The organism is Marinobacter sp. 2_MG-2023 (assembly GCF_030546935.1).
Lineage (GTDB): Bacteria > Pseudomonadota > Gammaproteobacteria > Pseudomonadales > Oleiphilaceae > Marinobacter.
In genome coordinates, this window is record NZ_JAUOPH010000004.1 from 421,012 (window position 1) to 447,556 (window position 26,545).

Annotated in this window: 20 protein-coding genes; 8 read left to right on the forward strand and 12 right to left on the reverse strand. The window is 55.1% G+C overall.

Annotated features, from left to right (window positions below):
- Positions 1-79: 79 nt before the first annotated feature.
- The 6 genes from Q4501_RS12540 to Q4501_RS12565 all read right to left on the reverse strand — a co-directional run bounded on the left by Q4501_RS12540 (position 80) and on the right by Q4501_RS12565 (position 9,123).
- The gene (locus tag Q4501_RS12540; protein WP_303596583.1) at positions 80-886 is read right to left on the reverse strand and encodes a peptidylprolyl isomerase; all 807 of its coding nucleotides are present in this window, start codon (positions 884-886) and stop codon (positions 80-82) included.
- Between the two features lie 66 nt (positions 887-952).
- The gene (narI, locus tag Q4501_RS12545) at positions 953-1,630 is read right to left on the reverse strand and encodes a respiratory nitrate reductase subunit gamma (protein ID WP_303596833.1); all 678 of its coding nucleotides are present in this window, start codon (positions 1,628-1,630) and stop codon (positions 953-955) included.
- Between the two features lie 23 nt (positions 1,631-1,653).
- On the reverse strand, positions 1,654-2,406 hold the full coding sequence (narJ, locus tag Q4501_RS12550; protein ID WP_303596584.1) for a nitrate reductase molybdenum cofactor assembly chaperone: 753 nt from the start codon (positions 2,404-2,406) through the stop codon (positions 1,654-1,656).
- Between the two features lie 10 nt (positions 2,407-2,416).
- Positions 2,417-3,985, reverse strand: coding sequence for a nitrate reductase subunit beta (gene narH / locus Q4501_RS12555; protein ID WP_303596585.1), 1,569 nt, complete (start codon positions 3,983-3,985; stop codon positions 2,417-2,419).
- Entirely contained in the window at positions 3,982-7,725 is a 3,744-nt protein-coding gene (locus Q4501_RS12560) for a nitrate reductase subunit alpha (RefSeq protein WP_303596586.1), read from the reverse strand. The genes narH and Q4501_RS12560 overlap by 4 nt, the downstream gene beginning before the upstream one ends.
- A gap of 129 nt (positions 7,726-7,854) precedes the next feature.
- Positions 7,855-9,123, reverse strand: a complete 1,269-nt coding sequence (locus Q4501_RS12565; RefSeq protein WP_303596587.1) for a nitrate/nitrite transporter — start codon at positions 9,121-9,123, stop codon at positions 7,855-7,857.
- Positions 9,124-9,278: 155 nt separating this feature from the next.
- Here Q4501_RS12565 and Q4501_RS12570 point away from each other — a divergent pair, with 155 nt between their 5' ends.
- The 4 genes from Q4501_RS12570 to Q4501_RS12585 all read left to right on the forward strand — a co-directional run bounded on the left by Q4501_RS12570 (position 9,279) and on the right by Q4501_RS12585 (position 13,150).
- Positions 9,279-11,138: a histidine kinase gene (locus tag Q4501_RS12570; RefSeq protein ID WP_303596588.1), complete on the forward strand. Its 1,860-nt coding sequence runs from the start codon at positions 9,279-9,281 to the stop codon at positions 11,136-11,138.
- Positions 11,139-11,157: 19 nt separating this feature from the next.
- Positions 11,158-11,829, forward strand: a complete 672-nt coding sequence (gene narL / locus Q4501_RS12575; RefSeq protein ID WP_303596589.1) for a two-component system response regulator NarL — start codon at positions 11,158-11,160, stop codon at positions 11,827-11,829.
- 70 nt (positions 11,830-11,899) lie between these two features.
- Positions 11,900-12,394: an SCP2 domain-containing protein gene (locus Q4501_RS12580; protein WP_303596590.1), complete on the forward strand. Its 495-nt coding sequence runs from the start codon at positions 11,900-11,902 to the stop codon at positions 12,392-12,394.
- Positions 12,395-12,430: 36 nt separating this feature from the next.
- On the forward strand, positions 12,431-13,150 hold the full coding sequence (locus Q4501_RS12585; RefSeq protein ID WP_303596591.1) for an MOSC domain-containing protein: 720 nt from the start codon (positions 12,431-12,433) through the stop codon (positions 13,148-13,150).
- On the opposite strand, the gene Q4501_RS12590 is transcribed toward Q4501_RS12585, so the two are convergent.
- Complete coding sequence (locus Q4501_RS12590; RefSeq protein WP_303596593.1) at positions 13,060-14,001, reverse strand: U32 family peptidase; 942 nt, start codon at positions 13,999-14,001, stop codon at positions 13,060-13,062. The genes Q4501_RS12585 and Q4501_RS12590 overlap by 91 nt on opposite strands.
- A 13-nt stretch (positions 14,002-14,014) precedes the next feature.
- A complete protein-coding gene (locus Q4501_RS12595) occupies positions 14,015-15,010 on the reverse strand; it encodes a peptidase U32 family protein (protein ID WP_303596594.1) in 996 nt (331 codons plus the stop codon).
- Between the two features lie 226 nt (positions 15,011-15,236).
- Between Q4501_RS12595 and Q4501_RS12600 the strand changes: the two genes are divergently transcribed.
- Positions 15,237-17,264 (forward strand): methyl-accepting chemotaxis protein, encoded by a 2,028-nt coding sequence (locus tag Q4501_RS12600; protein WP_303596595.1) that lies wholly within the window; start codon positions 15,237-15,239, stop codon positions 17,262-17,264.
- Positions 17,265-17,335: 71 nt separating this feature from the next.
- Here Q4501_RS12600 and Q4501_RS12605 read toward each other — a convergent pair whose 3' ends face one another.
- The 3 genes from Q4501_RS12605 to hemN form a co-directional block, all read right to left on the reverse strand.
- Positions 17,336-17,467, reverse strand: coding sequence for a putative transporter small subunit (locus Q4501_RS12605; protein ID WP_303596596.1), 132 nt, complete (start codon positions 17,465-17,467; stop codon positions 17,336-17,338).
- Positions 17,464-19,143 carry a sodium:solute symporter family protein gene (locus Q4501_RS12610; RefSeq protein WP_303596597.1) on the reverse strand — a complete coding sequence of 560 codons (1,680 nt, stop codon included), beginning with the start codon at positions 19,141-19,143 and terminating at the stop codon, positions 17,464-17,466. Before Q4501_RS12610 ends, Q4501_RS12605 begins: the two co-directional genes overlap by 4 nt.
- A gap of 468 nt (positions 19,144-19,611) precedes the next feature.
- Positions 19,612-21,030: an oxygen-independent coproporphyrinogen III oxidase gene (gene hemN, locus Q4501_RS12615; RefSeq protein WP_303596598.1), complete on the reverse strand. Its 1,419-nt coding sequence runs from the start codon at positions 21,028-21,030 to the stop codon at positions 19,612-19,614.
- A 240-nt stretch (positions 21,031-21,270) separates the two neighbouring features.
- Between hemN and Q4501_RS12620 the strand changes: the two genes are divergently transcribed.
- Complete coding sequence (locus Q4501_RS12620) at positions 21,271-22,803, forward strand: cryptochrome/photolyase family protein (protein WP_303596599.1); 1,533 nt, start codon at positions 21,271-21,273, stop codon at positions 22,801-22,803.
- Positions 22,804-22,811: 8 nt separating this feature from the next.
- Here Q4501_RS12620 and Q4501_RS12625 read toward each other — a convergent pair whose 3' ends face one another.
- Positions 22,812-24,500 (reverse strand): HAD family hydrolase, encoded by a 1,689-nt coding sequence (locus tag Q4501_RS12625; protein ID WP_303596600.1) that lies wholly within the window; start codon positions 24,498-24,500, stop codon positions 22,812-22,814.
- Between the two features lie 69 nt (positions 24,501-24,569).
- Between Q4501_RS12625 and Q4501_RS12630 the strand changes: the two genes are divergently transcribed.
- Together Q4501_RS12630 and Q4501_RS12635 are read left to right on the forward strand one after the other, a co-directional pair.
- Positions 24,570-24,713, forward strand: coding sequence for a DUF2256 domain-containing protein (locus tag Q4501_RS12630; RefSeq protein WP_303596602.1), 144 nt, complete (start codon positions 24,570-24,572; stop codon positions 24,711-24,713).
- Entirely contained in the window at positions 24,710-26,257 is a 1,548-nt protein-coding gene (locus Q4501_RS12635; protein WP_303596603.1) for an FAD-binding domain-containing protein, read from the forward strand. Before Q4501_RS12630 ends, Q4501_RS12635 begins: the two co-directional genes overlap by 4 nt.
- The last annotated feature ends 288 nt before the right edge of the window (positions 26,258-26,545 follow it).

The window sequence follows — 26,545 nt, forward strand, 5'->3', positions numbered from 1 at the left end:
TTTTGACAAACTGATCTATATCAATAGTTTTCATTGCTATCAATACTCCCACCATCTGGCTCGGATCAGCGCAAGACACTTACTGCATCAACGGAGAGTCGGGGATCTCAAGATCGACACCCTTCACGCCCGTCTCAGCCGCCAGAACCTGCAGGTACTGCCGGAAAGCCCGCCGGGTTACGCTCTCGCTCAGGTATTGCCGGATTTGCGGCTTCACGTGCTCGTAGGGCAGTTGCTCGCCATCAATACGCTGATCTACGCGCACTATATGCCAGCCATAGCGGCTTTCAATCAGTTCGGGGTTAAGCCCTTCTTTGAGCGAAAGAACCGGCCGTTCAAACTCTTCAACAGTCTGGCCTTTGCTGATCTGACCCAAACCACCGCCCTGATGACGCGATTCGCAGGCAGAGTATTGCTTCGCCAGCGGCGCAAACTGGGCACGACCTTCAAGCAGGGAGGACAGCAACTGTCGCCCAACCTCCTCCTGGCGCATGCGCTCCTGCACATCGTCCGGTGCAGCAGCCAGCAAAATGTGGCTGACAGCCATCAGCGTCGGGCTGCGAAAACGGCCAGGATTCGCAGCGTGAAAACGCTCGCAATCCTCCTCGCTTGGCTCCGGCACATCAAGTTCCAACTCCAGTACCCGAGCGATGGCCGATTCCTCATCCAGATCTTCTGGCAGCTTCAGTATCCTGGCCTGTTGTAACAGAAGCTCACGGATAACGAGACTCTTTGCGGCGTCGTGCCAGGCCTCGACGACTTCTTCGGCAGGATGGTGTTGCAGTTCACGGGCGATATCCTCTTCGGATATCAGAGTTTCACCCACATAAACGGGTGGAAACTGATTTCTGGGTTTTTCGGCTTCACCGGTGGGGATGAGTTGCATGGTAGGTCTCCGTAGATACGTTCATTGCCCCCGCCTCCTGTGTTGAAAGCGGGGGCATTTTTACCTTTACGCCCGCTTGCGAACCACCTGATACTTCCGCCCGAAATACTCCAGCGGCACACTCAGCATGTGAACCAACCGGGTGAACGGGAAGAGAACAAAGATGGTCAGGCCCAGGAAGATATGGAGCTTGTAGATCCAGCCTACGCCAACCATGTATTCGGCTGCTCCGCCCTGGAAGGTGAAGATGCTTTGAGCCCAACCCGCCAGCAACAGCATGGTGCTGCCATCAAGGTGACCGAGTGTTGGCAGAATGGTCAACAGCCCCAACGCTACCTGAACCACCAGCACGATGATGATCATGTTATCGGCGAAGGTGCTGCTAGCCTGGACTCTGGGGTCCGTCAACCGGCGATAGGCCAGCATGGCACCCCCTATCAGGCACATGACTCCGGCAATGCCACCCACCACAATAGCCAGCACCTGTTTGGTTCCCGCGCTCATGAACGGCTCGTAAACAAAGTGCGGCGTCAGCAGGCCAACCAGGTGGCCGAAAAAGATCACCAGGATGCCCACGTGGAACAACACGCTGGCCAGAACCATATTTTTCTTGCGCAGTATCTGGCTGGACTGAGCTCTCCAGGTGAACTGCGACTGGTCATATCGCGCCCAGGTGCCGAGAACCAGCACTAGCAGGGCGATGTACGGATAAATCCCGAAAATCAGTGTGTTCAGATAAGACATCATCTTGGTCTCCTCCTGCGCCGTCAGGCGTCTCTCGCGGCGGCACGCGCCTGAGCGGGCGTTACATCCGTCATCAGATGATCACTGAGGTGAATGGTCTGGGTCTGTTCCAGTTCACGGCGACGCTGTCCAACAACTCCGCCGGTATTGCAGGAACTGCCCTGGTCATCCACAAACTTCACCATTTCCTCTTCCCAGACCTTGTCCAGAGCCTCAGGCGTATCGTCGCGCTCCTCCGAGGCTACGATCTGCGCCAGTTCCTGACGATCCGTCGCACGGCCCGACAGCTCCAGCAGTGAGTCCATAGCTACGTGGTAAATACTTTCGCGCTGGTACAGCCGTTCTCCCAGAAGGCCAAGAATATGGTGAATGTCTTCCAACCAGTTCTGGATCTCTTCCCAAGGGCGTGTCGAAAGGTATTCGAGAAACAACGGCAGGTAATCCGGCAGCTCTTTGGCATCGATTTCCAGACCGTTGGCGCGATACTGCTCCATCAGGTCAACCATCGCCTGACCTCGATCCCGAGACTCTCCATGCACATGCTCAAACAACAACAGTGATGTAGCGCGACCCTTGTCGAAGGTACCCGTGTAAGCCTCTTCAAGATCCAGCAGATCCCCATCACACAGACGGTCGATACACTGGAGCAGTTGCTCCTTGTTTTTCCGTGGCAGCCGGCTGTCCTCAAGGACAGCCGCAACCAGGGCGTCTTTGGAGGCCTGAAGTTCCGCTGTGGGATACTCCAGGATTCTTGCCAATACTTTTAATAGCTTCATCGTGGCCTCCTTATTCCTGCAGCTGTTTTGGGTCGACTTGCTTAACCGTCGTCAGCTTCTGCACCATGGTGGTGGTCTGCTTACGGCCACCAAACATGTTGAATTCACTGTCGCCGTTACAGCCGTCACCAAAGCTGAAACCACAACCACCGCGCTCACCATGTGCGTCCGGGAAGGCCTCCTTCGCCAACTCACGATGGCTGGTAGGAATCACGAAGCGGTCTTCGTAGTCGGCAATGGCCAGATAACGATACATTTCATCCGCCTGGGCCTGAGTCAGACCGACCTCCTCCAGTGCTCGCAGGTCTTCAACGCCTTCAACGGTTTCTGCACGCTTGTACAGGCGCATCGCCATGATGCGTTTAAGCGCACGAACGATGGGCTTTTCGTCCCCTGCGGTAAGAAGGTTGGCCAGGTACTTCACCGGAATGCGCAGGCTTTCGATCTTCGGCAACACGCCGTCGAACTCAACCTTGCCAGCTTCTGCGGCAGACTGGATCGGGCTCAGAGGCGGCACGTACCAGACCATGGGCAGAGTGCGGTATTCTGGGTGCAGTGGCAGAGCCAGCTTCCAGTCTACGGCCATCTTGTAAACCGGGCTGCGCTGAGCGGCTTCGATCACATTCATGGGCACGCCGTCTTTTCTGGCTTGCTCGATAACTTTCGGATCGTTGGGATCAAGGAAGATTTCCAGCTGCTTTTCATACAGCTCGTGCTCGCCCGGAGTGCTGGCCACTTCTTCAATGCGGTCAGCATCGTAAAGCAACACCCCGAGGTAGCGGATTCGGCCTACACAGGTCTCGGAGCACACGGTCGGCATACCAGCTTCAATACGCGGGTAGCAGAAGATGCACTTTTCAGACTTGCCGGTTTTCCAGTTGAAGTAGATCTTCTTGTACGGGCACCCGGAGACACACATCCGCCAGCCACGGCACTTGTCCTGATCGATCAGTACGATGCCGTCTTCTTCCCGCTTGTAGATAGCGCCACTTGGGCAGCTGGCCACACACGTCGGGTTGAGGCAGTGCTCGCACAGGCGCGGCAGATACATCATGAACGTACTTTCGAACTGACCGTAGATATCGGCCTGAATCTGGTCGAAGTTCTTGTCCTTGCGACGCTTGGCAAACTCGGTGCCCAGGATTTCTTCCCAGTTCGGGCCCCACTCGATTTTTTGCATACGCTTGCCGGAGATCAGCGAGCGTGGCCGTGCAACCGGCTGGTGCTTGCTGTCGCCCGCGGTGTGCAGGTGTTGATAGTCGAAATCAAACGGCTCGTAATAGTCGTCAATTTCCGGCAGGTCGGGGTTGGCAAAAATATTCGCCAAAACCCGGAAGCGACCGCCGATGCGGGGGCGGATCTTGCCACTGGCATCGCGCATCCAGCCGCCTTTCCACTTGTCCTGGTTCTCCCACTCTTTCGGGTAGCCAATACCGGGCTTGGTTTCGACGTTGTTGAACCAGGCGTACTCCATGCCTTCACGGCTGGTCCACACGTTTTTACAGGTCACTGAACAGGTATGGCAACCGATGCACTTGTCCAGGTTCAGCACCATGCCTACTTGGGAACGGATTTTCATTTTACAGCCTCCTGAACAGTGTCGTTGCCTTCGCCATCAAGCCAGTCAACGTTCTTCATTTTGCGCACCACAACAAACTCGTCACGGTTAGAGCCTACGGTTCCGTAGTAGTTAAAGCCGTAGGAGAACTGCGCGTAACCACCAATCATGTGAGTGGGCTTCGGGCATACCCGGGTTACCGAGTTGTGAATGCCACCGCGGCTGCCGGTAATTTCCGAGCCGGGAATGTTCACAATCCGCTCCTGGGCGTGGTACATCATCATCATGCCCGGCATAACCCGCTGGCTGACCACCGCCCGGGCTGAAATAGACCCGTTGGCGTTGAACACTTCTACCCAGTCGTTATCTTCCACACCCACATCACGGGCATCGTCTTCACTCAGCCACACAATGGGACCGCCGCGAGACAGAGTCAGCATCAGCAGGTTGTCGCTGTAGGTGCTGTGGATACCCCACTTCTGGTGCGGCGTCAGGAAGTTCAGCGCCTTCTCCGGATTGCCATTGGGCTTGGCATTCAGCAGCGGTGCTGCCGCCTTGGTGTTGATGGGCGGGCGATACACCAGCAGGCTTTCGCCGAAGGCTCGCATCCACTCGTGATCCAGATAGAACTGCTGACGACCTGTCAGCGTGCGCCAGGGAATCAGTTCGTGCACGTTGGTGTAGCCGGCGTTGTAGGACACATGCTCGTCTTCCAGGCCAGACCAGGTCGGGCTGGAGATGATCTTGCGCGGCTGCGCCACTATGTCCCGGAAACGGATTTTCTCGTCTTCCTTGTTCAGTGCCAGGTGGGAGTGATCCAGCCCGGTAAATTCAGACAATGCCTTCCAGGCTTTCACAGCCACTTGACCGTTGGTTTCCGGCGCCAGGGTCAGAATCACTTCTGCCGCATCTATGGCGCTCTCAATCTTCGGCCGTCCGGCATTTGCGCCTTCGATATGCTTGTAGTTCAGATCACCCAGGAACGAGACTTCTTTCTCGGTGTTCCAGTTGATGCCTTTGCCACCGTTACCCAACTTGTCCATCAATGGCCCAAGCGAGGTGAAGCGGGCATAGGTATTCGGGTAATCCCGCTCAACGGTAATGAAGCTAGGCGCAGTTTTGCCGGGAACCAGGTCGCACTCGCCCCGTTTCCAGTCTTTTACATCAAACGGCTGGCCCAGTTCCGCGGGTGCATCGTGCATCAGCGGCAGGGTTACAACGTCTTTCTCGACACCCAGATGGCCTTCCGATGCTTTCGAGAAGGACTTGGCAATGCCTTTGTAGATTTCCCAGTCACTGCGGGCTTCCCACGCAGGATCGGTAGCCGCCGTCAGCGGGTGAATGAACGGGTGCATGTCAGAAGTGTTCAGGTCGTTCTTCTCGTACCAGGTCGCGGTCGGCAGAACGATATCTGAGTACAGGCATGTAGTGGACATGCGGAAGTCGAGCGTAACCAGCAGGTCGAGCTTGCCTTCCGGCGCCTCATCGTGCCACTTCACTTCCTGCGGCTTGAGACCTCCGTCATGGCCCAGATCCTTGCCCTGCAGCCCGCTGGTGGTGCCCAACAGGTATTTCAACATGTATTCGTGGCCCTTACCGGACGAGCCCAGCAGGTTGGAGCGCCAGATAAACATGTTGCGCGGGTGGTTCTCCGGAGCTTCCGGATCTTCCGAGGCAAATGCCAGTGAGCCGTCCTTCATGGACTGGGTCACGTACGCAGGAACCTCCATGCCGGCCTTTTCAGCTTCGGCAGCAATGCCCAGCGGGTTGCGGTTAAGCTGCGGTGCAGATGGCAACCAGCCCATGCGCTCGGCGCGCACGTTATAGTCAATCAGGCTGCCACCAAATTTGGACTTGTCCGCCAATGGCGACAGAATTTCGTCAACACCCAGCTTCTCGTAGCGCCACTGACCAGAGTGTGCATAAAAGAAGGAGGAACCGTTCATCTGACGCGGCGGACGCTGCCAGTCCAGACCAAAGGCCAGCGGTTGCCAGCCGGTCTGCGGGCGCAGCTTTTCCTGGCCAACATAGTGGGACCAGCCACCACCGCTTTGGCCAATACAGCCACACATGATCAACATATTGATCAACGCACGGTAGTTCATATCCATGTGGTACCAGTGGTTCATACCGGCACCCACGATGATCATGGAACGGCCCTTGGTCTTATGGGCGTTATCACCAAACTCACGGGCAATGCGAATCACTTTCTCGGCGGGAACGCCGGTGATTTTCTCCTGCCAGGCCGGGGTATAAGGCTTGACCTGATCGTAGGAGGTTGCACAGTCGTCTTCACCCAGACCACGGCTGATGCCGTAGTTGGCCATCATCAGGTCGTAAACGGTAACCACGTGGGACTCGCCGCCTTCGGCCAGTTCAACCTTGCGGCTGCCCAGCTTGTGCGTGAGCGTGTCGCTGATTTCAACCGACTTGAAGTGATCGTGCTTGATACCACCGAAGTATGGGAAAGCAACGTCGACCACTTCGTCGTGCTTTTCGACCATAGACAACTGCAGGCTCACGTCTTCTGACTTGGCAGTCTGCTTGAGGTTCCACTTGCCCTTCTCGCCCCAGCGGTAGCCGATAGAGCCGTTAGGTGCGGTCAGCTCATTGGTGGCTTCATCAATAGCAATGGTTTTCCATTCCGGGTTGTTTTCTTCTCCCAGACCACCCACCAGATCACTGGCACGCAAGAACCGGCCAGGTACATAACGGCCATCTTCCATTTTGTCGAGTTTTACCAGATACGGCATGTCGGTGTACCGACGTACGTAATCGGTGAAGTACTCGCTGGGGTTATCAATGTGGAATTCTTTCAGGATGACATGGCCCATGGCCATGCCCAGAGCGGCGTCGGTACCCTGCTTGGGGTTCAGCCACTCATCTGACAGCTTGGAGACCTCGGCGTAGTCCGGGGTAATGGCAACAGTCTTGGTGCCTTTGTAACGCACTTCGGTAAAGAAGTGGGCGTCCGGAGTACGGGTCTGGGGTACGTTGGAACCCCAGGCAATGATGTAGCCGGAGTTGTACCAGTCTGCCGATTCAGGAACATCGGTCTGCTCACCCCAGGTTTGCGGGGAGGCCGGTGGCAAATCGCAATACCAGTCGTAGAAGCTCAGGCACACGCCGCCAATCAGCGACAGGTAACGGCTGCCCGCAGCGTAGGACACCATGGACATGGCCGGAATCGGCGAGAAGCCGATGATACGGTCCGGGCCGTGCTTTTTAGCTGTATAAACGTTCGCCGCACCGATCAGCTCGTTGACTTCGTTCCAGTCTGAGCGCACGAAACCACCCATACCGCGACGGGGCTTGTACTCTGCGGTTTTCTTCGGGTCTTCCACGATGGAAGCCCAGGCCTCAACCGGGTCGTTGAACTGCATGCGAGCAGCTCGCCAAAGCTTCATCAGATGCTTGCGCATCAGCGGGTATTTAAGGCGGTTGGCGCTGTACATGTACCAGGAATAGCTGGCACCACGAGGGCAGCCACGGGGCTCATGGTTCGGGAGATCCGGGCGGGTACGAGGGTAGTCGGTCTGCTGGGTCTCCCAGGTGACCAGACCATTCTTGACGTAAATCTTCCAGCTGCAGGAGCCGGTACAGTTTACACCGTGAGTAGAACGCACAATTTTATCGTGCTGCCAGCGTCGACGGTAACTGTCTTCCCAGTCACGATTTACGTCGTGGGTTTCGCCGTGGCCGTTCGCGAAGGATTCGCGCTTTTTGCTGAAGTAACTCAGCTTGTCGATTAAATGACTCATGGTCTCACTCTCCATCTACCCGTATACCGGATCGTTTTCCGATTTGAGACCATTGTGTGGGAGAACAACCCCAAAATCTGCGTGGTTACTACCACATAACCCGCCCCTACCACTCAAGGGGTAGAGGGCCTATAACCCCGGTTGGAGGAAAGCATGCCGCTCCTGGCGGCGACTGAAGCGGGAATACAAAAACTGACAGAGGCCCAGCAGCAAAAACAGAATCATGAACACGGCACTGCGAACACCCAGCCAGTGATTTGCGGCACCAAAAATAACGGGCAACAAAAAAGCCACGGAACAGGCACTGACCAACAGCAACCCAGCCACAAACGCAGCGTTCTGGCGACTTTCTATAATCACAATTCTCTGCAGGCTACCCATGGCACACCCAAGCGCCACCCCGAGTACCACCACAAAGATGCTTTCAACGATCATGGGTAACGCGAATTCGACCTCGATCGTTGCATCCACCCCCCGGATAAACAACGTCATAGGCGGGTAGGACAATACCAACAGCGCCGCCAGGCCGACGAGAAGTGACCGGCCGATAACTCGGTGGCTGCCGTGGAGATCGGACAGGCCTCCGCCCAGAATCTGGGCCAACGCCCCAGGAAGAATGAACCATTGCGCAAGCCCTGCACCGGACCCAATCTGCAGCTCGAATTGCGAAGAAAGATAGTCTGGAAGCCACAGCGCCAGGGCGAAAAAACTTCCTGCAATGACACCGAAGTATGCGCCATGCTGCCAGACCCCCTGACGCCTGAAGCGTTGGAACAGCACCCGGATGGAGGTTTCGGTTTCCGGGTCTGCAATCGCATCTTCCGGATCTGAAAGCAGTATCAGAAGTGCAAGTACAAGCAGAAGAACAATCAGATAGGCAAGCGGAACACCTTGCCAGGAGAAAGCTTCGTGAAATAACGGGACAAGATAATAGGTAAACCCTGCGCCGGTAACGCCTGAGCCAAAAATACCAAGAACAAGTCCGAGTTGATGACTCTGGCATTTACTGATTACAAACTGTAAGCCGGCACTATAAAACCCGCCAGCCAACCCAAGCCCCCCAGCCGCCAGGAGGTAACCGGGGAAGGTGTCCGTTGTCAGCAGTATGACCATGCAAACGGCAAGTCCGGTGAGACAACTGAGCATAACGCGGCGCGCACCAAACTTTCGGGCTGCCAGTCCGGCGGGAACCGCCAATACGGCGCTGACCGCCATGGGCATAGCAAGCAGTAGCCCGAATTGCAGATCAGTGAGACTTAATTCGGCGCGCAGGTGGATCCCGGCTACCGCAAATAGCGTCCAACAGCCTGCTGCGATAACAAACCCCGTCACCGCAAGCGGCAGAATCACGGCAAGTGACGCCAGCCGTTCATCCTCCTGATCCGCCTCAGACCTCATTTGCCAACGCCTTTGTGAATATTCTTTTACGTTGCCTTTCAGTTTCTGATTTTGCCCTGATGCAGGTCAAAGACTATGATGGGTTACCGACCATTGGGGTAATTGACTATCCTCAAGGAGGTATTCCAGCCCGGCGACTGTAAAGACGAGATTCAATGAAATCCAGAAGCCCCCTTGTTAATCGCATAGCTGTCGTTGTTTGCGCCGTGGTGTTGACAGCGCTTGTCAGCATGACCACGACCCTTGCGGTTTCGAAGAGTATTGAAGGAAACGCCACCGCCATTAACCTTGCAGGCGCGCTGCGTATGGGCGCTTTCCGCTTGCTGGCTCATGCCGCAGGCCCGGTGGATAGCCTTACTTCAGCAAATAGCATCAAAAGCCTCGCCGCCGAATATGAAGACAATCTGACCGACAACCTGATTACCCGGGCAATTCCGGGGTCAGCAGACCACCCCTTGGCAAACCAATACCGCACCATCCAGGCCTATTGGAAACAGACTCTGCGCCCTAGCCTGGAAAATCATCCACATGGGCTGCCGGTCAGCGCCAACATGGTTGCGGCCACAGAAGCCTACGTGGATTCGGTAAACCAGCTGGTCAGCATGCTCGAGCGCCGGACAGAAGCCCGAATCGACCTGTTGCACCTGATCCAGATAATCAGCCTGGCTTTCTCTGTGTTGATCATCATTGCCCTGTTCGTTGATCTGAGAAACCGGGTTCTCAAGCCGCTGCGCAAGCTCGTCAGTATTGCTGTGGCGGTTGGTGAACAGGACTTTTCCCGTAAGGCAAACCTGAAGGGAACCGATGAACTTGCACAACTGGGCAGTGCGTTTGATCAGATGAGCAGCGAACTTGCTCTCACCTACTACGAGCTTGAGGAGCGAGCCCGCAGCAAAACCGAAGAGCTGGAAAAAAGCCATACCGCGCTTCAGTTACTTCATAACGCCAGCCGTAACCTTTTTGCTAATCACGACCTTTGCAGTGGCGCGGTTCCCATGCTGCAGGAACTTGAACAACTTCTGGGCATCGGCCCAATTCTGCTCTATCTCCGCGATAAAGAGTCAACAGAACCTGTGCAGGCGGTAACAACAGCGTCAGCGGATCGTCCCTTCTATTGTCGCGACCACCACTGCAACGCTTGCCTGGTGACATCGGAAATTTATGACGAACTCCCGATAGAAGAACACGACGGTCGCAGGCTGTTGCTACCTATCCGAACCCCGAGCGGGCTCCTTGGCACTCTGGAGGTGTGGTACCCTGCCGGCAAAGGCCTCTCTGAAACTGCTCGTCGCCTATTGGAGACGCTCAGTGACCAACTGGCTACCGCTATTTTCCTCGAACGACAGATAACCGAACAGCAGCAGATTACGCTGGCCGAAGAGCGCACCGTGATAGCGCGGGAACTCCACGACTCCCTGGCCCAATCGCTGTCTTATCTAAAAATGCAGGTGGCTCGTTTACGCCGCCTTAACATTGAGGGCAGCCAAAAACCCGCTCACGACGCGATACTGGAAGAATTGAGTACCGGTTTGAACAGTGCCTACCGCCAGCTCCGAGAGTTGTTGGCCACGTTCAGGCTGAAGCTGGACACACCGGACCTGGCAACGGCACTGCGCAAAACCATCGAGGAGTTCTCGGGCCGTTTAGAAAAACCCGTAAAGCTGACATACAACTTGCCGCCGCAGGCGTTATCACCCAATGAGGAGATTCACACCCTGCAGATCGTAAGGGAAGGCCTTGCCAATGCAGTTAAACATGCTGACGCCACTGAAATTTTTGTAGAGGTAGTGTTTGAATCTCCCCAGGTAAAAGCAAGAATAAAGGATAATGGTAAAGGTTTGCCCGAGAATGGGCAGCCAACCAATCATTATGGTTTGATTATCATGCAGGACCGCGCGCGCACACTGGGGGGCCAGGTTGCCGTGCGAAACCGTGAAGAAGGTGGTGTTGAAGTCAGTTTAACGTTCGTCCCCAAAAGCCGACACCTGATCCCGACCGAAACATCAAGTACCTAAATAAAGGAAGCGAAGTACCATGTCTGATAAACCGTCTGATACACCTGCAAGCATATTGCTGATCGACGACCACCCACTGCTGCGCCAAGGTATCAAGCAGCTCGTCGAGATGGAGGACGACATGGTTGTGGCTGGTGAAGCCAGCAACGCAACAGATGGGATTCGGCTGGCGACCGAACTGGAACCTGATCTCATACTGATGGATCTCAACATGCCAGAAATCAGCGGCATCGATGCCCTGAAAAAACTGCGGGAACTGAACGTAAGCTCGCGCATCGTCATGTTTACTGTTTCTGATCAGGAGGACGACGTAGTCGCTGCCCTGCGTGCCGGTGCCGACGGCTACCTTCTGAAAGACATGGAACCGGAAGATATGATCGCCCAGCTCCACCAGGCTGCAGTGGGCAAAATGGTGATCAGTGACCGGCTAACCACACTGCTTGCTGAGGCCTTGCGTTCCAACAAGCCACAACAGGCATCGCGACCTGATTTTGACAGCCTGACACCTCGGGAAAAAGACATACTCCGGCTTATCGCGGAAGGGCTGTCCAACAAGATGATCGGTCGGAAGCTGGACATCAGCGACGGCACGGTAAAAGTGCACGTAAAACACCTGCTTAAAAAGCTCAGCTTGCGCTCACGTGTAGAAGTCGCGGTATGGGCTGTCGAAGAGGGCCTGCACAAGGGCTGAGCTATATCAAATCAAGTACTGGCGGTTTTGGTTACTCTGGGCAGATCGAATTCACTGCCCGGAGTTGATTATGGCCCTGCCATCGCTTGCTGCCTTCCCACTGCGCACTAACCCTTTGATAAGCGACACCCTGGCGCTGCTCTCCGAGTATCTTCCCTCCCCCTCCCCTTTGCTCGGCGCTATCGACCGTGCAGTGCCCATGCCGGTAAAACAGCTTGTCGCGGAAGAGCCCCTGAACCGTATCTTCGCCACCGCCATTGCCGAGGGTGAATTTGACGATTTTGAAGGGCGCCGCATCCGGCTGGAAGTTAACGGTGGTCAGCCGGGCATCACCTTCGGTTTTTGGGCAGGGCGGCTCCGGGTGCTGGAAGGCGCAGGTGAAGCGACAATCCGGGGCTCTCTCTCCGCTTTCAAAACCCTGGCCGAACGGCGACAAGACCCAGACCAACTTTTTTTCCAGCGTCGCCTGGTGATTGAAGGGGACACCGAACTGGGGCTGGGCTTAAAGAACCTGCTGGACAGTCTTGATTGGAACCTTAATATCCGCCAACTGCTCTTCTTCTGACCGCAATCCCGCTTCGGGAGACTTTGGAGAATTCGAATGGCGAAAGTCGTTGTTATCAGGGAACTCAGGCTCGGCATACTTAAAACGTTTGCCGGCACCAACACTGATACCGGCATCTACAAACAGGAAGTGGACTCCGCATTCCTGAACACAAACGGCCTGAGCGGTGACCAGCAAGGTGACAATAATCACCATGGCGGGCCCGAAAAAGCCCTGCATCACTTCGCGTCAGACCATTACGCAAGATTGCGAAAAGAGCTTCCCGAGCCGGCCGCCAGCCATTGCAAGCCGGGTGCATTTGGTGAAAACCTGGTGACCGAGGGTTTTACCGAAACCGATGTCTGTGTTGGCGATGTTTTCAAGCTTGGCGAGGCAGTGATTCAAGTGTCCCAGCCTCGCCAGCCCTGCTGGCGCCTGAACCTGCGCTTTGGCATATCGGATATGTCCCAAAGACTGCAAAACAGCCTCAGAACAGGATGGTACTACCGGGTGATGCAGCCAGGGCTGGTTCGCCGGGGTGACACACTTACCCATGAACAGCGGCCGAACCCCAGCTGGCCTCTGAGCCGGTTATTGTCCCTGATGTACGATGCCACACTGGAGCATGCCGCCCTCATGGAGATGGCCAATCTACCTCAGCTATCCCCTAATCTGCGCGGCCTGGCTCAAAAGCGGCTGGAAACCGGCAAGGTTGAGGATTGGGAGAGACGGCTGTTCGATGGAACCAGATCCATACCTGGTTTGCCATACCAGTAACCGTTGCAGGGCGGCGCCTCCGCCAGCTGCAATGGATCCGTGTCCGGAGCCTCGCCGCGTCGCACCTGATCATAACGGCGAACCACGTCCGCCATACCCTGATGTTCCGGGCTCAGGCGCACGGTGGCCACGCCCATTTCTTCCATGTCCGGCATTTCCCGCATCAGGTCGTAGCGGGAACCCGACAGGGTCGAAATCCCGTTCAGACGAAACAGCTCCTGGGATTCCCGTGAACGCAGTTCCATACCATCAGGGTGCTGCAGGCAACGGAACTCGCAGTTATCTTTGGGCAGATTGTAATGGCGGGCAGTAAAACAGCGGGACGACCAGGCCAGTGGCAAGAAGCCCCAGGCAAATACTTCTGCCGGCAAATCCAGCCCTTCGGCTTTGAGCTCTGAAATCAATTGCCGCAGGGTTTCACGGCCCAGTTCCACTGGCAGGTTCCAACCTTTCAGCCCCTGTTTCGCCAGCAGCTTCAGGGTCGCGGTGTTATAGATATTCATCGATGGACCGGTCACAAACGGCAACTTGTTCTCTGTAGCCAACTGCAGCGCACTCTGGTCGTTGGCTTCAACGAGATACTCCTGCTGGCTGCATATTTTGCGCAGCGCCCGCAAATCCGCCTCGGACTCGATCAGGGTTTGCGTTGAAAGCACCACCTGTTTGCCGGCGTCTTTGAGAACGCCGGCAATGTCCAGCCAGTCCGCCAGCCTCAGTTCCCGGCGGCGGGAGCACACGGTTTCCCCGAGGTAGACAGTATCTACGGGCCATTCGGCTGCATTGGCGTAAAAATCAAATACGGTTTGCTTGGACCAGAACCAGAGAATCGGGCCCAGAGAAAGCTTCATCATGGGTTACTCCGCCTTATTTCCATTTGCGATGATAGGCGCCGATGGTGGTCAGGCCACCCTCCGACAAGCCCGACAGCGTGTTGTTCCAGGCAGGATCCACACGAAAACCGTCTGTACCGGCATCCAGCCTATCCAGTGCCTGGCGCCAGGTGCGGGCGACATCGGCAATATAGGACGGACTGCGTTGGCGACCTTCAATCTTCACCGCGCTGATACCCAGTTCTTTTAGCTCCGGCAGCAAGTCCAGCGTGTTCAGGCTGACCGGCTCTTCGATGGCGTGATACACACTACCCTCGACCTCAAAGCGGCCTTTGCACAGGGTTGGGTAACCGGCAGACTCGCCTTTGCCGTATCGGTCAATGAGCACATCGTTAAGGCGGGATTCCAGCCCGCTGGGGGTTTCCTGCCAACGCACCGCCTTGGCTGGAGAGCATGCACCGCGGGTATTCGGGGATTCATCGGTCAAATAGGAAGACAGGTAGCACCGCCCTTCTGCCATGATGCAGAGACTGCCAAAGGCAAATACCTCCAGCTCTACCGGGCTGTGTTTCGCGACACCGCGTACTTGGTCTATAGACAACACCCGGGGCAACACAGCCCGGCGTATACCAAAGTTGTCTTTGTAGAAACGAAGGGCCTCGTAGCTCGTGGCAGAGCCCTGCACAGAAAGGTGCCGGTGAACCTGTGGGTATTTGTTGGCTGCGTACTCCAGCAGCCCCATATCGGCCAGGATAATGGCATCCACCCCCAAAGACGCTGCGCGATCAACAGCTGACTTCCAGGTTTCCCAGCCATCTGGCTGCGGATAAGTGTTGATGGCACAAAACACCCGGGCGCCTTTGCTATGCGCATACTCAATGCCTTCGCCTGCGCGCTTGTCATTAAAATTGAGCCCGGCGAACTGACGCGCATTGGTGCTGTCCTTGAACCCCAGATACACGGCGTCTGCTCCGTTATCCACCGCTGTTTTCAGAGCCGGCAAGCTACCGGCCGGGCAAACAAGTTCCATGGGCTCTCTCCGCATCAAAGTTCGCAAAACCATACTCTGGAGTTCCGTGGACGGCATTGACCTTTGTCAGCGTGCGGAGAGTTGTTGCATATAAAACATGCAGTTAACACTTGATGACAAATTTACACAGCAAAATGCTCGTTACTACAGATATCCAATCAATATGCATGGAGCTAACTGCTACACTTCTTCACAATAATTCCAATTAACAATAAGAGAATCCGGGATGAAAAATGTCATCAACAACCTCTCCATGCGTGGCAAACTCATAACGCTTGTCGCGCCGGCATTGCTAGTTATCATCTACTTTGCGATTGAGAGCATCACCCGAAACTCCGGAGAACTCGACGACATGCGCCAGCTGCAGGCGCTGGTTCAGCTTGCGGACAGTGGTGATCCGCTGATTGAAGCTTTACAGCTGGAACGGGGCCGCTCCGCCGTAGTGCTTTCAAGGGGCGTAGACCGAGAAGCCGCACAGCAGGCAGAGCAGGCACTGCTCAACCAACGCAAAAATACGGATACACGACTGGATGAGTACCAATCTCAGACAACCCGCCTTCAACAAGAGGTCAGCTTCGGTCGTGCCATCACACACAGTATTGAGGCGGTTCGGGACAGCCTTAATGCTCTCGGAGAACTCCGTAGCCAGGCCGACAAACGTTCGATTGACAGCCTTGAAGCAGAGGCTCGCTATACCCAGTTGATCACCGGCTTGATCAATCGGATCCCTATGGTCATTTCCAGCTCTACCGACTCCCAACTAACCCGGGATCTCAATGCATACTATGCTTTGGCAGAGGCGGCTGAGGCAGCCGGGCGTGAGAGTGCCGCAGGGGCAGCACTGATAAACCGGGGCAGCTTTGACCTTCCTGCGGCTCAGAGGATAGCTGCGTTCGGGGGGCGCCAGGAAGCCTTTATCCATGAAGCCGGCGCCATGCTGGCAGATGAATCTGAGTTACTTTTGACGCTTAAAACGCTGCCTGAGACAGATGAAAGTCTCGACCTGCAAGAAAAGCGCAATACTTTATTCCGCAGCCCTTCAGGCTTGTATGGACTCGATGCAACAGAATGGTTTGTCAGCACCACAGAGCAACTGGGCAGACTGAACAGTTTGCGAAAAACCCTGATCGATGTTGCCTCATCTTCTGCATCTCACGGCGTAGCTGATGCACGCCAGCGCCTGATCATCTCATCCGGGATCGCTGCAGTTGCCATCGTAGTGGCAATTGTCCTGATGATGCTTATGGTCAGTGCTATCAACCGACAGATCAACGGTTTGCTCGATAGCGTCCGGTTTGCGACCGACAATAAAGACCTTACACAACAGATTCACATATCCAGCAAAGACGAGGTCGGCACCATCGGACGAGCACTCAACGAACTGTTCGGCCGTTTTGGCCACGCTCTTCAACAAATTGACAGAGGCTGCGTGCAACTTGCAACCGCAACCGAGGAGACCAGCGCCACCGCTGGAGAAAATGCGACTCAGGCCCAAAACCAGCAGGAACAAATAGAACAAATAAGCGCGGCCACCGAGGAAATGACCTCCACGTCTGAACAGATTTCCCAGAATACCCAGCAAGTCGCAGACGCCGCCAGTAACGTCATGGAAAGAAGCCGGGCGGGTGAAGAGGTGCTGCAAGGCAGCGTAAACCGCATCCGCTCTCTGGCTGACTCGGTGAAAGACGTAAACGACGTTATTGAAGAACTGGAGAAACGCAGCGGCAGCATCGTGGAAGTGATGGATGTTATCCGCAAAGTGGCTGATCAGACCAATCTGCTGGCGCTGAATGCAGCTATAGAAGCGGCGCGGGCCGGTGAACATGGCCGGGGGTTCGCCGTGGTCGCCGACGAGGTTCGTACTCTGGCCCGGCAGACGCACGAATCCACAACACAGATTGAGGATATTATTAATGGCTTTCAGGTGATTACTGAGAATGCGAGCCGCTCTATCATCGCCAGCCATAAACTTGCCAAGGAAACCAGTGAGCAATCTTCAGAGCTTGAACAGACGTTTGCCGACATACTCGGAGATGTTAACAGCATCTCCGACATGGCCACACAGATCGCCGCTGCCTCTGAACAACAGGTAGCGGTAACCCGGGAGCTGGCCGTAAACATGGAAGCCGTCAGTGGAGTGGCCATGCTGACGCTAACAGGCTCCCAGGAAATTTCCCATGTAACCAGTGAGCAAGCCAGGCTTGCCCGGCAGCTTCAGGATCTTGCCAACGAGTTCAAGGTTTCAGCAGCCTGAACTCATAGCATTCCCTATAAAACGGGAGCAAAAGGCTCCCGTTTTATAGTCAGGCTTTCTGCGCAGAGGGGTCAGACCACATCGCTATCCGACTTGCGCGCCTGAATGGCGTCTTTAATCACCGCGCCACAGATAACCACCAATACACCGAGGGTCAAAGCCGGCCAAGCCAGAATATAAGTACCGTATGCCAGTTCACTCATGAGCGTGCTCCTTCAGGGATCATCGTGGATTCATCTTCATCTGTCGCCTTGTCATAATCGCCAACGCGCTGCTTGATCAGATCAAAATCGAACCTTTCTTTATTAAACAAAGCCATTGCAGTGCAAACGATGGTGCTGGCGCCGTAGGCTGTCAGAGACGCGGTAAGCACCATGTAGTCACGCAGGAAACCTGTGGCGTAAACCACCATGATCGCCCCAGAAATCGCACCTACAATCAGGCCAACCGTGCGACCGAAGAAACCGAACGCCATCAGCCCGAACACGACAGCAGCGCCAACCGATGCCAGCACTTCAAAGAACAGCACAGTTGCCCCTGTCATCTCCAGAAGCTCGAAACGAGCAATGCAGAACAGTGCCATGGCTACGACGACAGACCACGTAAAGGCGGCATTGGTAACTCTGTCCCAATAGCAACTAACAATAACCGGGAACACAATGGCGCCCCAAAGTGCACCCACGAAGACCAGCATCACCAATATATCCAGAGAGAAGCTCGCGAAGATCAAGCCCGCCGCGGTTGCGACAATCATAGTGATGCGGCCTACCAGCAACATAACCTTAGGATTAGGGTTTTCTCTGGCAATATTCTTGCCGTAGATATCGGCCATAACAATCGTCGACAAGGCGGACAAATCAGAGTCTGCAGTCGAAGACAAAGCGCCAATCACCAGCACGAAAAACAGGGCCACAAAGGCAGGCGGCAGGTACTCGGAAACCATCTGGGGAATCAGGTTATTCATATTTCCATTAACCGGCTCCATACCCACGGTCAGTGCCATCAACCCAATCATCCCAAGGCCGATAACAATCGCGCCGTACCCTAGAGTGGCAGTAACAAATGTGCGTTTGATGTGTTTTTCTCGCACCGCAAACAGGCGCTGGGATATGGTCTGATTGCCAATGGCGTAGGCAAGTACCGCCACAAAAAAAGGCGCGCCTTGATTCATGATGGCGTCTACCGAGAAAAAATCCGCCTGCTGGCTGGTCAGATTCTGCAGGCCGTCAACCATCACAGACGGCCCGCCAATCGAAAATAGCACCGCCGGAATAATAACGACGGCGATCGCCATCAGCGCAACAAGCTGGGCAAAGTCGGTGAACACAGAGGCACGGAAACCCGAGGTGAGCGTGTAGCTAAGCACGCCGACGCCCGCAATAATTACACCCGTCTGGAATGACAAAGGTGACAGCACTGAAACCAGTGCTCCGGCTGCGGTGAAGTTCACCATCAGGCTGATCACACTACCAAGAATATTGGAGCCGGCCAGAATCAACTGGCTGGACGACCCGTGGCGGGCGTGAATCAACTCACCAAGGGTGTGGCCATTAGGAGCGAGCTCCCGAAATCGACGGCCAAACGGGTAGATGAATAGAATCATCAAAGCACCCCAAAGACCATAATGGACGGGGCCAGACACACCGTAAGTGTATCCGGAGGTAGCGGCAGCATAAAAAGACGCAGCCCATATCCAGGTTGCGGTCATACTTGCCGCGCCCATGCCGAAACCCACGTTATGGCCAGCAACCATAAAGCCGGAGGTGTCTTCTTCTTTTTTGCGAATCAGCAAAGTGAGCAGGTAGGTGCCGCCATAGAAGGCGATCAACAACATCATGATCGTCAGTACGGAAAACTGAGCAAAGCCATTCTCGTTCAAATCAGTACCTCTTTTTTTACAGCGGTGGCCGGCAGAACAGCGTCCATCCGGAAAAATCGACAGCCGGAGACACAAGCAGCTAATAAAGCTCGCAGTGCGCGGAGAATAGAAACGTGAAGAACACCGAAAGGTGTCGGCGGTAGCAAAGGTGCTAGTGCGCCAAAGCGTCAGGGTCGCTATGGAAAGCGGAAGCGGATATACAACCTGGAGATTTGCTTAGTAGTCATTGCATTTACAGCCTCTTCAGCCCTGAACCAGATTGGCAAGGCCCACTTTTCTCTTGCAGAAAAGCAGTCCGTAAAAAGCACGCAAGCAGCGCAAGGCCATAATTCAGGGGCGATTAATCTGAAATTCCCGTGAGGAAGCGCAGGAAGTTACGCGAAAAGCGGGCACGAGTCCAGTATTTAGAGGTCATAATAATTTTCCGGGGCACAGAGGGCCCCGGATTAAGATCTGGATGAAATACAATCAGATAATGCGTGAAAACCGCTGGCTGGCGCCTTCTTTGCGATAAAAATCGAAAATCTGACAGATTGCCCGAATCAGCAGTCGACCTGCTGGCTCGACCTGCAGCACACGCCCATCATCACCAATCAGCTCATCGGCCATCATGGGCCTCAGACGGGTAAGTTCATCCGCAAAGTAGCGGTCAAAATCTTCCTGCCATTCAGCCGAAAATTGCTGGCGATCGAGACGGAACTGGCAGATAAGCTGGCCAATCACCCAGCGGCGAATGCGATCATCCCGCGTAAGGTTGACGCCTTTGGTGATCGCCAATTGTCCAGCGTCTATGGATGCTTCCCAGGCGGGCAGATCATGGTTGTTCTGGAAGTAGGCATCGTCGGTCTGGCCGATAGCCGACACACCCAGAGATACCAGGTCGCAGTCCGAGTGGGTGGTGTAGCCCTGGAAGTTCCTGTGCAGCCGCCCGGCACGTTGAGCCACGGCCAGGCTATCATCCGGCTTGGCAAAGTGGTCCATGCCGATGTATTCGTAACCCGCCTCAAGCAGGCGGTTGATCGTGTTATGCAAAATGCTCAGCTTCTGTTGCGGCGACGGCAGCGTGTCGTTCTTGATTCGGGTTTGCGGATAAAAACGATCCGGCAGGTGCGCATAACTGAACACAGACAGCCTGTCTGGTGACATATCAATCACTGACTCCAGAGTGTCCGCAAAGCTTTCTGGCGTCTGGTGTGGCAAGCCATAAATCAGGTCAAGGTTGATGGACCCGAAGCCTAGTTGCCGGGCTTCGCGTAACACAGCTTCGGTCATTTCCCGGGGCTGGATACGGTTGACGGCTTTCTGAACTTCCGGGTTCACATCCTGCACACCCAGGCTGATGCGGTTGAAGCCGAGTTTCCAGAGTGTGGACAAGGTATCCTGATCTACTTCACGCGGATCAATCTCCACACTGTAATCGTGCTCATCACCACTTTGCAGGTTAAACAGCTCGGCATAGCCTGCCATCAGCTCCTGCATCACATCGTTCGGCAAAAAGGTGGGTGTACCACCACCCCAGTGCAACTGCTTTACCGGACGATCCGCACCAAACAGCTTCGACTGCATGGCCGCCTCTTTCAGAAGCCGCTCAACATAGGGCATCGCCTTGTCACGCTTCTTGGTAATCACCTTGTTGCAGGCACAGTAGTAGCAAAGGTGCGCACAGAACGGCAGGTGGGTATAAAGGGAGAGCGGTCGACCGCTGGCCTTGCTGCGAGCCGCAGCCTCCATCATCTGCTCCACCGGATAGTTCTGATCAAACTCCACGGCGGTCGGATAAGAGGTATAGCGCGGCCCGCTGAGATCGTAACGTTTGATCAGTGCATCATCCCAGATGAATTCCGGAAGCGTCGTTTCAGCAGTCTGCGGTGCGGAGTTGGAAGCCATAATAAAAACTCTGAGCGATTGATTTGTGGGGCCAGCCGAGGTGCGATGCATTGTAGTCGAGGCAGGCTGAGCGCATCTTGATACGAGTCATTTTGACGAATAACGGAATTTTATCAGCTTGCCGCCTGAACTACCCTTGTGCCTATTGCGTATTCTGGCTACCTACTATGGGTTAAGCGCCCGGGCGATTCCCAGGGCAAACAGACCAAAAACACGCCAGAAACCGGAGCCTAACCTCACATGCCCAACCTGATTCTGATTCTTGGTGATCAACTGACAACCGATATAAGCGCTCTGGATGGCGCCGACCCAGCGCACGACCGGATCCTTTTGGCGGAGGTACATGAAGAGGCCAGCTACACCAACCACCACAAGAAAAAGCTGGTTCTTCTGTTCAGTGCCATGCGCCATTTGGCCCGGCGGCTGGAGAACGACGGCTGGCAGGTTCATTACCAGCACTATCACCCGGAAAACAGCGAACAAAGCCTGGAAGGCGTCATTTCAGGCGTTCTGTCAGACTTCCATCCAGACAGTATCATTACGACTGAATGCGGTGAGTGGCGACTGCACAACCAGATCAGCCAGTGGCAGAAGCGCCTTGGTGTGCGGGTTGAAATCCGCACCGACACCCGATTTATTGCCAGCAAGGGTGAGTTCGCCAATTGGGCCAAAGGCCGCAAGCAGCTCCGCATGGAGTACTTCTACCGGGAAATGCGGCGCAAAACCGGCTTGTTAATGACACCCGAAGACAAACCGGAGGGCGGCAGCTGGAATTTCGATGCCGATAACCGGAGTAAATGGAGTGGCAAGCCCCCCGCACCTGCACCCTTCAGGGTAGAGCCAGATGCCATAACTCGTGATGTTATTGATCTGGTTGAACAACACTTCCCCGACCACTTTGGCACCACCGAGGACTTTCACTTCGCAGTTACGCCAGAGGATGCGCAAGAAGCCCTGGACTACTTTATCGAATTTGCCCTGCCCTGCTTCGGCGACTACCAGGACGCCATGTCTGATAGCGAAGACTGGTTGTTCCACTCAATTCTTTCGCCCTACATCAATTGCGGCCTGCTGGATCCACTCTCCGTGTGTGAAGCGGCTGTAAGAGCCTGGTACGGCGGCCAGGCCCCCATCAATGCGGTGGAAGGTTTTATTCGCCAGATCCTCGGCTGGCGCGAGTTCGTGCGGGGCATCTACTGGCTACTCATGCCTGGCTACGCCAAAGAAAACCGCCTGGGCAACAGCCGCGCCCTGCCCTGGTTTTACTGGACCGGTGACACGAAAATGCGCTGCATGCACAAAGCCATCGATGCCACCCGGCGCAATGCCTACGCCCATCACATTCAAAGGCTGATGGTCACCGGCAACTTCGCGCTGCTGGCAGGCGTCAAGCCGGAGGAGATCTGCGACTGGTATCTGGCCGTTTATGCTGATGCCTACGACTGGGTTGAGCTGCCCAATGTGCTGGGCATGGTTATGCACGCAGATGGCGGCTACCTGGGTTCAAAGCCTTATGCCGCCAGCGGCAAGTACATTCAGCGGATGTCTGACCACTGCACCAATTGCCATTACAAGGTCAGCAAGAGCACCGAGCCAGATGCCTGCCCATTCAACTCTCTCTACTGGCACTTCATTGACCGGCATCGAACAGATTTCGAGCGCAACCCTCGCATGACGATGATGTATCGCAACTGGGACAAACAGAAACCTGAAAAACGCGAGGCATTACTGCAAAGAGCGAGCTATCTGCTGGAGCACCTGGACGAACTCTGAGCAGGATGTCAGGGCGGCCCTATCTCGCAAGCCAACACCAGCGCCCAGAACTCAGAGAAGTCATTCACCACCACATCCGGTTTATCCGGGTGCTTATGGGTACCCGGAAATATGCGGTTCAACCAGGGCAAATCCCATTGCGCACCGTTAAAGAAGACAGACGTCATACCCGCTCGCTTTGCAGCAATCACATCCGTGGTACTGTCACCGACGTACCAGACACTGGGGTCAGGTGGGTAATCAAGCTTCTGCACCGCCAGCAAAAGCTGATCCGGGTGCGGCTTGCGCAAGGGCGTGTCATCGCCGCAGACATCCACATCAAACAACTCGACCCAACCTGTGTCTTCTACGGCAGCCAGTTCATGCTCGAAAAACTCCCGGTCGCGATTGGTGATGACACCCACCTGGATGTTGAGCCGCCGCAGCCCCTCGAGTACCTCCCGGACCTTTGCCTCAAAAGCTTTTACTGTGCCGTAGTGATTGCGGTAATGATGATTGAACGCTTTGTGGGCAACCTGCTTGGCCTCCTGATCATCACCGAAGAGCACTTCAAAAATGTCCGTGCGTGAAATCTTCCGGTCAGCTTTCACCCTGGGGTGAAGCTTGGCAAACTCGCGCACATAAGCAACGAGCCTGGCATCTTCCGGTGTTTTACTGTCTTCAGGCGCAACCATCCGCTCCATCAGACCGAGTTTGTGAAAATCCGGGAACATATCATCCACCGCGTGGTACATCGCATCCAGCGTGTCTACAAGCGTTGCATGCCAGTCGAACAGTACGACTTCAGGGCGGATAAGCCGGACCACGGCAGGGTGCCAATCAGGCTCTATGCGAGGTTCAGGGCGAGCAGGCGACGGAAACGGGGAGGGGCGAACCTCTGCAGGAGCGCGCATGAACTTCTCCGGCTCATCGCGCTCAATCAACGCAAGCAGGTCCATCAACTCTTCAAAGCTGTCGAGCACTGCCAGAGGCGCATCACGTTTGGAGAACCAGCTGCGAATGCGGTCTGCATCCCACTGGGCGCCATTGTAGAAAACGCCGGAAATTCCTCCACGACTTGCCGTAAGCATGTCGACATAACTGTCACCGATGTACCAGGCGTTCGCATCTGCCGGCAGATGAAGCTGCTCAAGAACCCTGCTGATAACCTGCGGGTCCGGCTTGTATTCCGTAACATCATCGGCGCATACAATGGCCTCAAACAGGTTTTGCCAGCGCCCTTCATCCACGGTTTTAAGTTCTTTCTCGAGAAACTCACGGTTCCTGTTGGTGACCACAGCCAGGCGGATACCCATGGCCTTGAGCGCAGAAAGGTAGTCGTAGGCTCCTGGCTGAAACGGACGGACTTGCCCGAAATAGCGCCGATAGGCCTCATTGTAGGCCTGATGGGCAACCAGCTTTGCGGCTGTGTTGTCGCCGAAAACCGCGTTAAAGATATCCGTTCGTGACACTCGCCGCTCTGCGAGAATGCGCGGGTGCAAGCGCCGGAAAATACGAATGTAACGAACCAGCCTCACATCATCTGCAGTACGACATTTTTCTTCTGGCAGCAACTGCTCCACCAAACCAAGCTCTTCCAGTTGCGGCAGCATATCCTCCATCGCACTGAACATGGCATCGTGGGTATCGACCAGCGTTCCATGCCAATCAAATATCAGCACCGAAGGTGCAGACAGGCGCTCACTCAAGCGATCCATAAACAATCCTTTGGCGTTCCAGAAACGTATCTATAAACCCTATTCACCAGTTAAAACCATATTGGCCCAATGCACAAAAAACCACACCTGCCTGAGAAAACATGCCCGGTTTGCCAGCGTCCCTTCAGCTGGCGCAAGAAATGGGCTAAAGACTGGAACAGTGTGCGCTACTGCAGCGAACGCTGTCGTCGTAACGGGGCGTCAAAACTGTGAGCACGGTGGTCTGGTTCAAACGCGATCTTCGGGTTCAGGATCACCCGCCACTGCACTATGCGGCAGAGCTGGGCGAAGCCGTAATTCCCCTCTACGTTATAGAGCCGGAGTATTGGCAACTGCCCGACACATCCCGGCGGCAATGGCTTTTTATCGAAGAGTCACTCGCGGAGCTGAACCGAGAACTGCTAAAACGGGGCAGCCGGCTGCTGATTTGGCACGGCAGGATTACCGATGCGCTTTCGGCTCTACGTAAGCACTTCAATATAAATCGGGTTGTCTGCCACCAGGAAACCGGAGGGCAGTGGACCTATAAACGTGACGAAGCCACGATTGGCTGGTGCCAGGAACAGGGTATCGAGTTCCGGGAATGGCGGCAGTTCGGCGTTGTCAGGAGGCTCAAGAACCGGGATCTCTGGGATACCGAATGGAACCGGGTAATAAAATCCGATCAACTGTCGGCACCTGGATCTATTCATTCGCCAGAGGGCTTTGAAGGTTTTGAGACCTCTCAGCCTGCTCAGACGACCAAACACGCACCCGAATTCAGCCACACCCGCCCCTGCCCTGGCCGGCAAATCGGTGGCCGACAGCAGGGCGAAAAACTGCTGGCATCCTTTCTGGAAAGGCGTTGTGCCGGTTATCAATACAATATATCCAGCCCCAACACGGCTCCCCGTGCCTGTTCGCGGCTAAGCCCCCACATTGCCTACGGCACCCTTAGTCTGCGCGAAATTTATCAAGGTGCCAAAGCCACGGGCCAGCACAGCAGCAGCCTGCCGCGTAAAAAGAAAAGCCTGACCAGCTTCCGTTCGCGCCTGCACTGGCACTGCCATTTCATCCAGAAACTGGAGGACGAACCGGAGCTCGAGTTCCGCGCCATGCATCGGGAAATGGAAAAGCTGAAATCCGGGCCGGATAACAGTGAAAGACTGCAGCGTTGGCAGGAGGGCCAAACAGGCTGGCCCTTGGTAGATGCCTGCATGCGCGCACTGCACCATTCCGGCTGGATCAATTTTCGCATGCGGGCCATGATCATGGCAGTCGCCAGCTATCAGCTCTGGCTACACTGGCGAGATCCGGGATTACATCTGGCGAGGCTGTTTACCGATTTCGAACCCGGCATCCATTACCCGCAGGTTCAGATGCAGTCGGGCCTCACTGGCATCAACGCTTTGCGGATTTACAACCCGGTGCTGCAAAGCCTCAAGCTGGATAAAGAAGGCGAATTTATCCGCCGCTGGATTCCGGAACTCGCCGGCCTTCCTGAAGTATGGATACACACCCCCTGGTTGATGACCAGAGCCCAGCAGCAACGTTTTGGCGGGAACACCTACATTTCACCGGTATGTGACCATGAACAGGCTGCACGCTCCGCGCGTAAGGCTATTGGGAGCTTTCGCCAGCAACAGGTCAGCCGGGAAGAAACAAGCCGGGTACTGCACACCCACGGCAGTCGCAAAGGGCCTGTTCAAAAACGGCCAGGGGCAAGCGGGAACAAAAAACCACCCGGTGATTACCAGCTGTCGCTGTTTGACGAATAGCCTGCAAGTTCTTTTAACTGATTCGCACACCTCGCAAACGCGAATTCATCAACTGGCGATCAGGTGGTCAAACATTCCGCTCTCATGTTGAACCCAAAATTCAGCCCCCAGCCTGACTTGCACTACTTGTTATAACACCACGCTATCCACCTGCGCTGTTCTGGAACCGCCTAAAGTCCGTCGCACCAGACACGGGCGCTATTTCGTATTTGGTTTCCTCGCGAGTGCCTCTCCTGAAAATTTCAAACCCTAATAAAAACAAACAGCTTGGTTACAAACGCTCACAAC

Coding starts and splice junctions, on each gene's coding strand:
- Q4501_RS12630 (WP_303596602.1), top strand. CDS start 24,570: ATGCACAAAAAACCACACCTGCCTGAGAAAACATGCCCGGTTTGCCAG.
- Q4501_RS12590 (WP_303596593.1), bottom strand. CDS start 14,001: ATGATGAAGCTTTCTCTGGGCCCGATTCTCTGGTTCTGGTCCAAGCAA.
- Q4501_RS12595 (WP_303596594.1), bottom strand. CDS start 15,010: ATGGAACTTGTTTGCCCGGCCGGTAGCTTGCCGGCTCTGAAAACAGCG.
- narH (WP_303596585.1), bottom strand. CDS start 3,985: ATGAAAATCCGTTCCCAAGTAGGCATGGTGCTGAACCTGGACAAGTGC.
- Q4501_RS12570 (WP_303596588.1), top strand. CDS start 9,279: ATGAAATCCAGAAGCCCCCTTGTTAATCGCATAGCTGTCGTTGTTTGC.
- Q4501_RS12560 (WP_303596586.1), bottom strand. CDS start 7,725: ATGAGTCATTTAATCGACAAGCTGAGTTACTTCAGCAAAAAGCGCGAA.
- Q4501_RS12540 (WP_303596583.1), bottom strand. CDS start 886: ATGCAACTCATCCCCACCGGTGAAGCCGAAAAACCCAGAAATCAGTTT.
- narI (WP_303596833.1), bottom strand. CDS start 1,630: ATGTCTTATCTGAACACACTGATTTTCGGGATTTATCCGTACATCGCC.
- Q4501_RS12585 (WP_303596591.1), top strand. CDS start 12,431: ATGGCGAAAGTCGTTGTTATCAGGGAACTCAGGCTCGGCATACTTAAA.
- Q4501_RS12580 (WP_303596590.1), top strand. CDS start 11,900: ATGGCCCTGCCATCGCTTGCTGCCTTCCCACTGCGCACTAACCCTTTG.
- narL (WP_303596589.1), top strand. CDS start 11,158: ATGTCTGATAAACCGTCTGATACACCTGCAAGCATATTGCTGATCGAC.
- Q4501_RS12620 (WP_303596599.1), top strand. CDS start 21,271: ATGCCCAACCTGATTCTGATTCTTGGTGATCAACTGACAACCGATATA.
- narJ (WP_303596584.1), bottom strand. CDS start 2,406: ATGAAGCTATTAAAAGTATTGGCAAGAATCCTGGAGTATCCCACAGCG.
- Q4501_RS12605 (WP_303596596.1), bottom strand. CDS start 17,467: ATGAGTGAACTGGCATACGGTACTTATATTCTGGCTTGGCCGGCTTTG.
- Q4501_RS12625 (WP_303596600.1), bottom strand. CDS start 24,500: ATGGATCGCTTGAGTGAGCGCCTGTCTGCACCTTCGGTGCTGATATTT.
- Q4501_RS12600 (WP_303596595.1), top strand. CDS start 15,237: ATGAAAAATGTCATCAACAACCTCTCCATGCGTGGCAAACTCATAACG.
- hemN (WP_303596598.1), bottom strand. CDS start 21,030: ATGGCTTCCAACTCCGCACCGCAGACTGCTGAAACGACGCTTCCGGAA.
- Q4501_RS12565 (WP_303596587.1), bottom strand. CDS start 9,123: ATGAGGTCTGAGGCGGATCAGGAGGATGAACGGCTGGCGTCACTTGCC.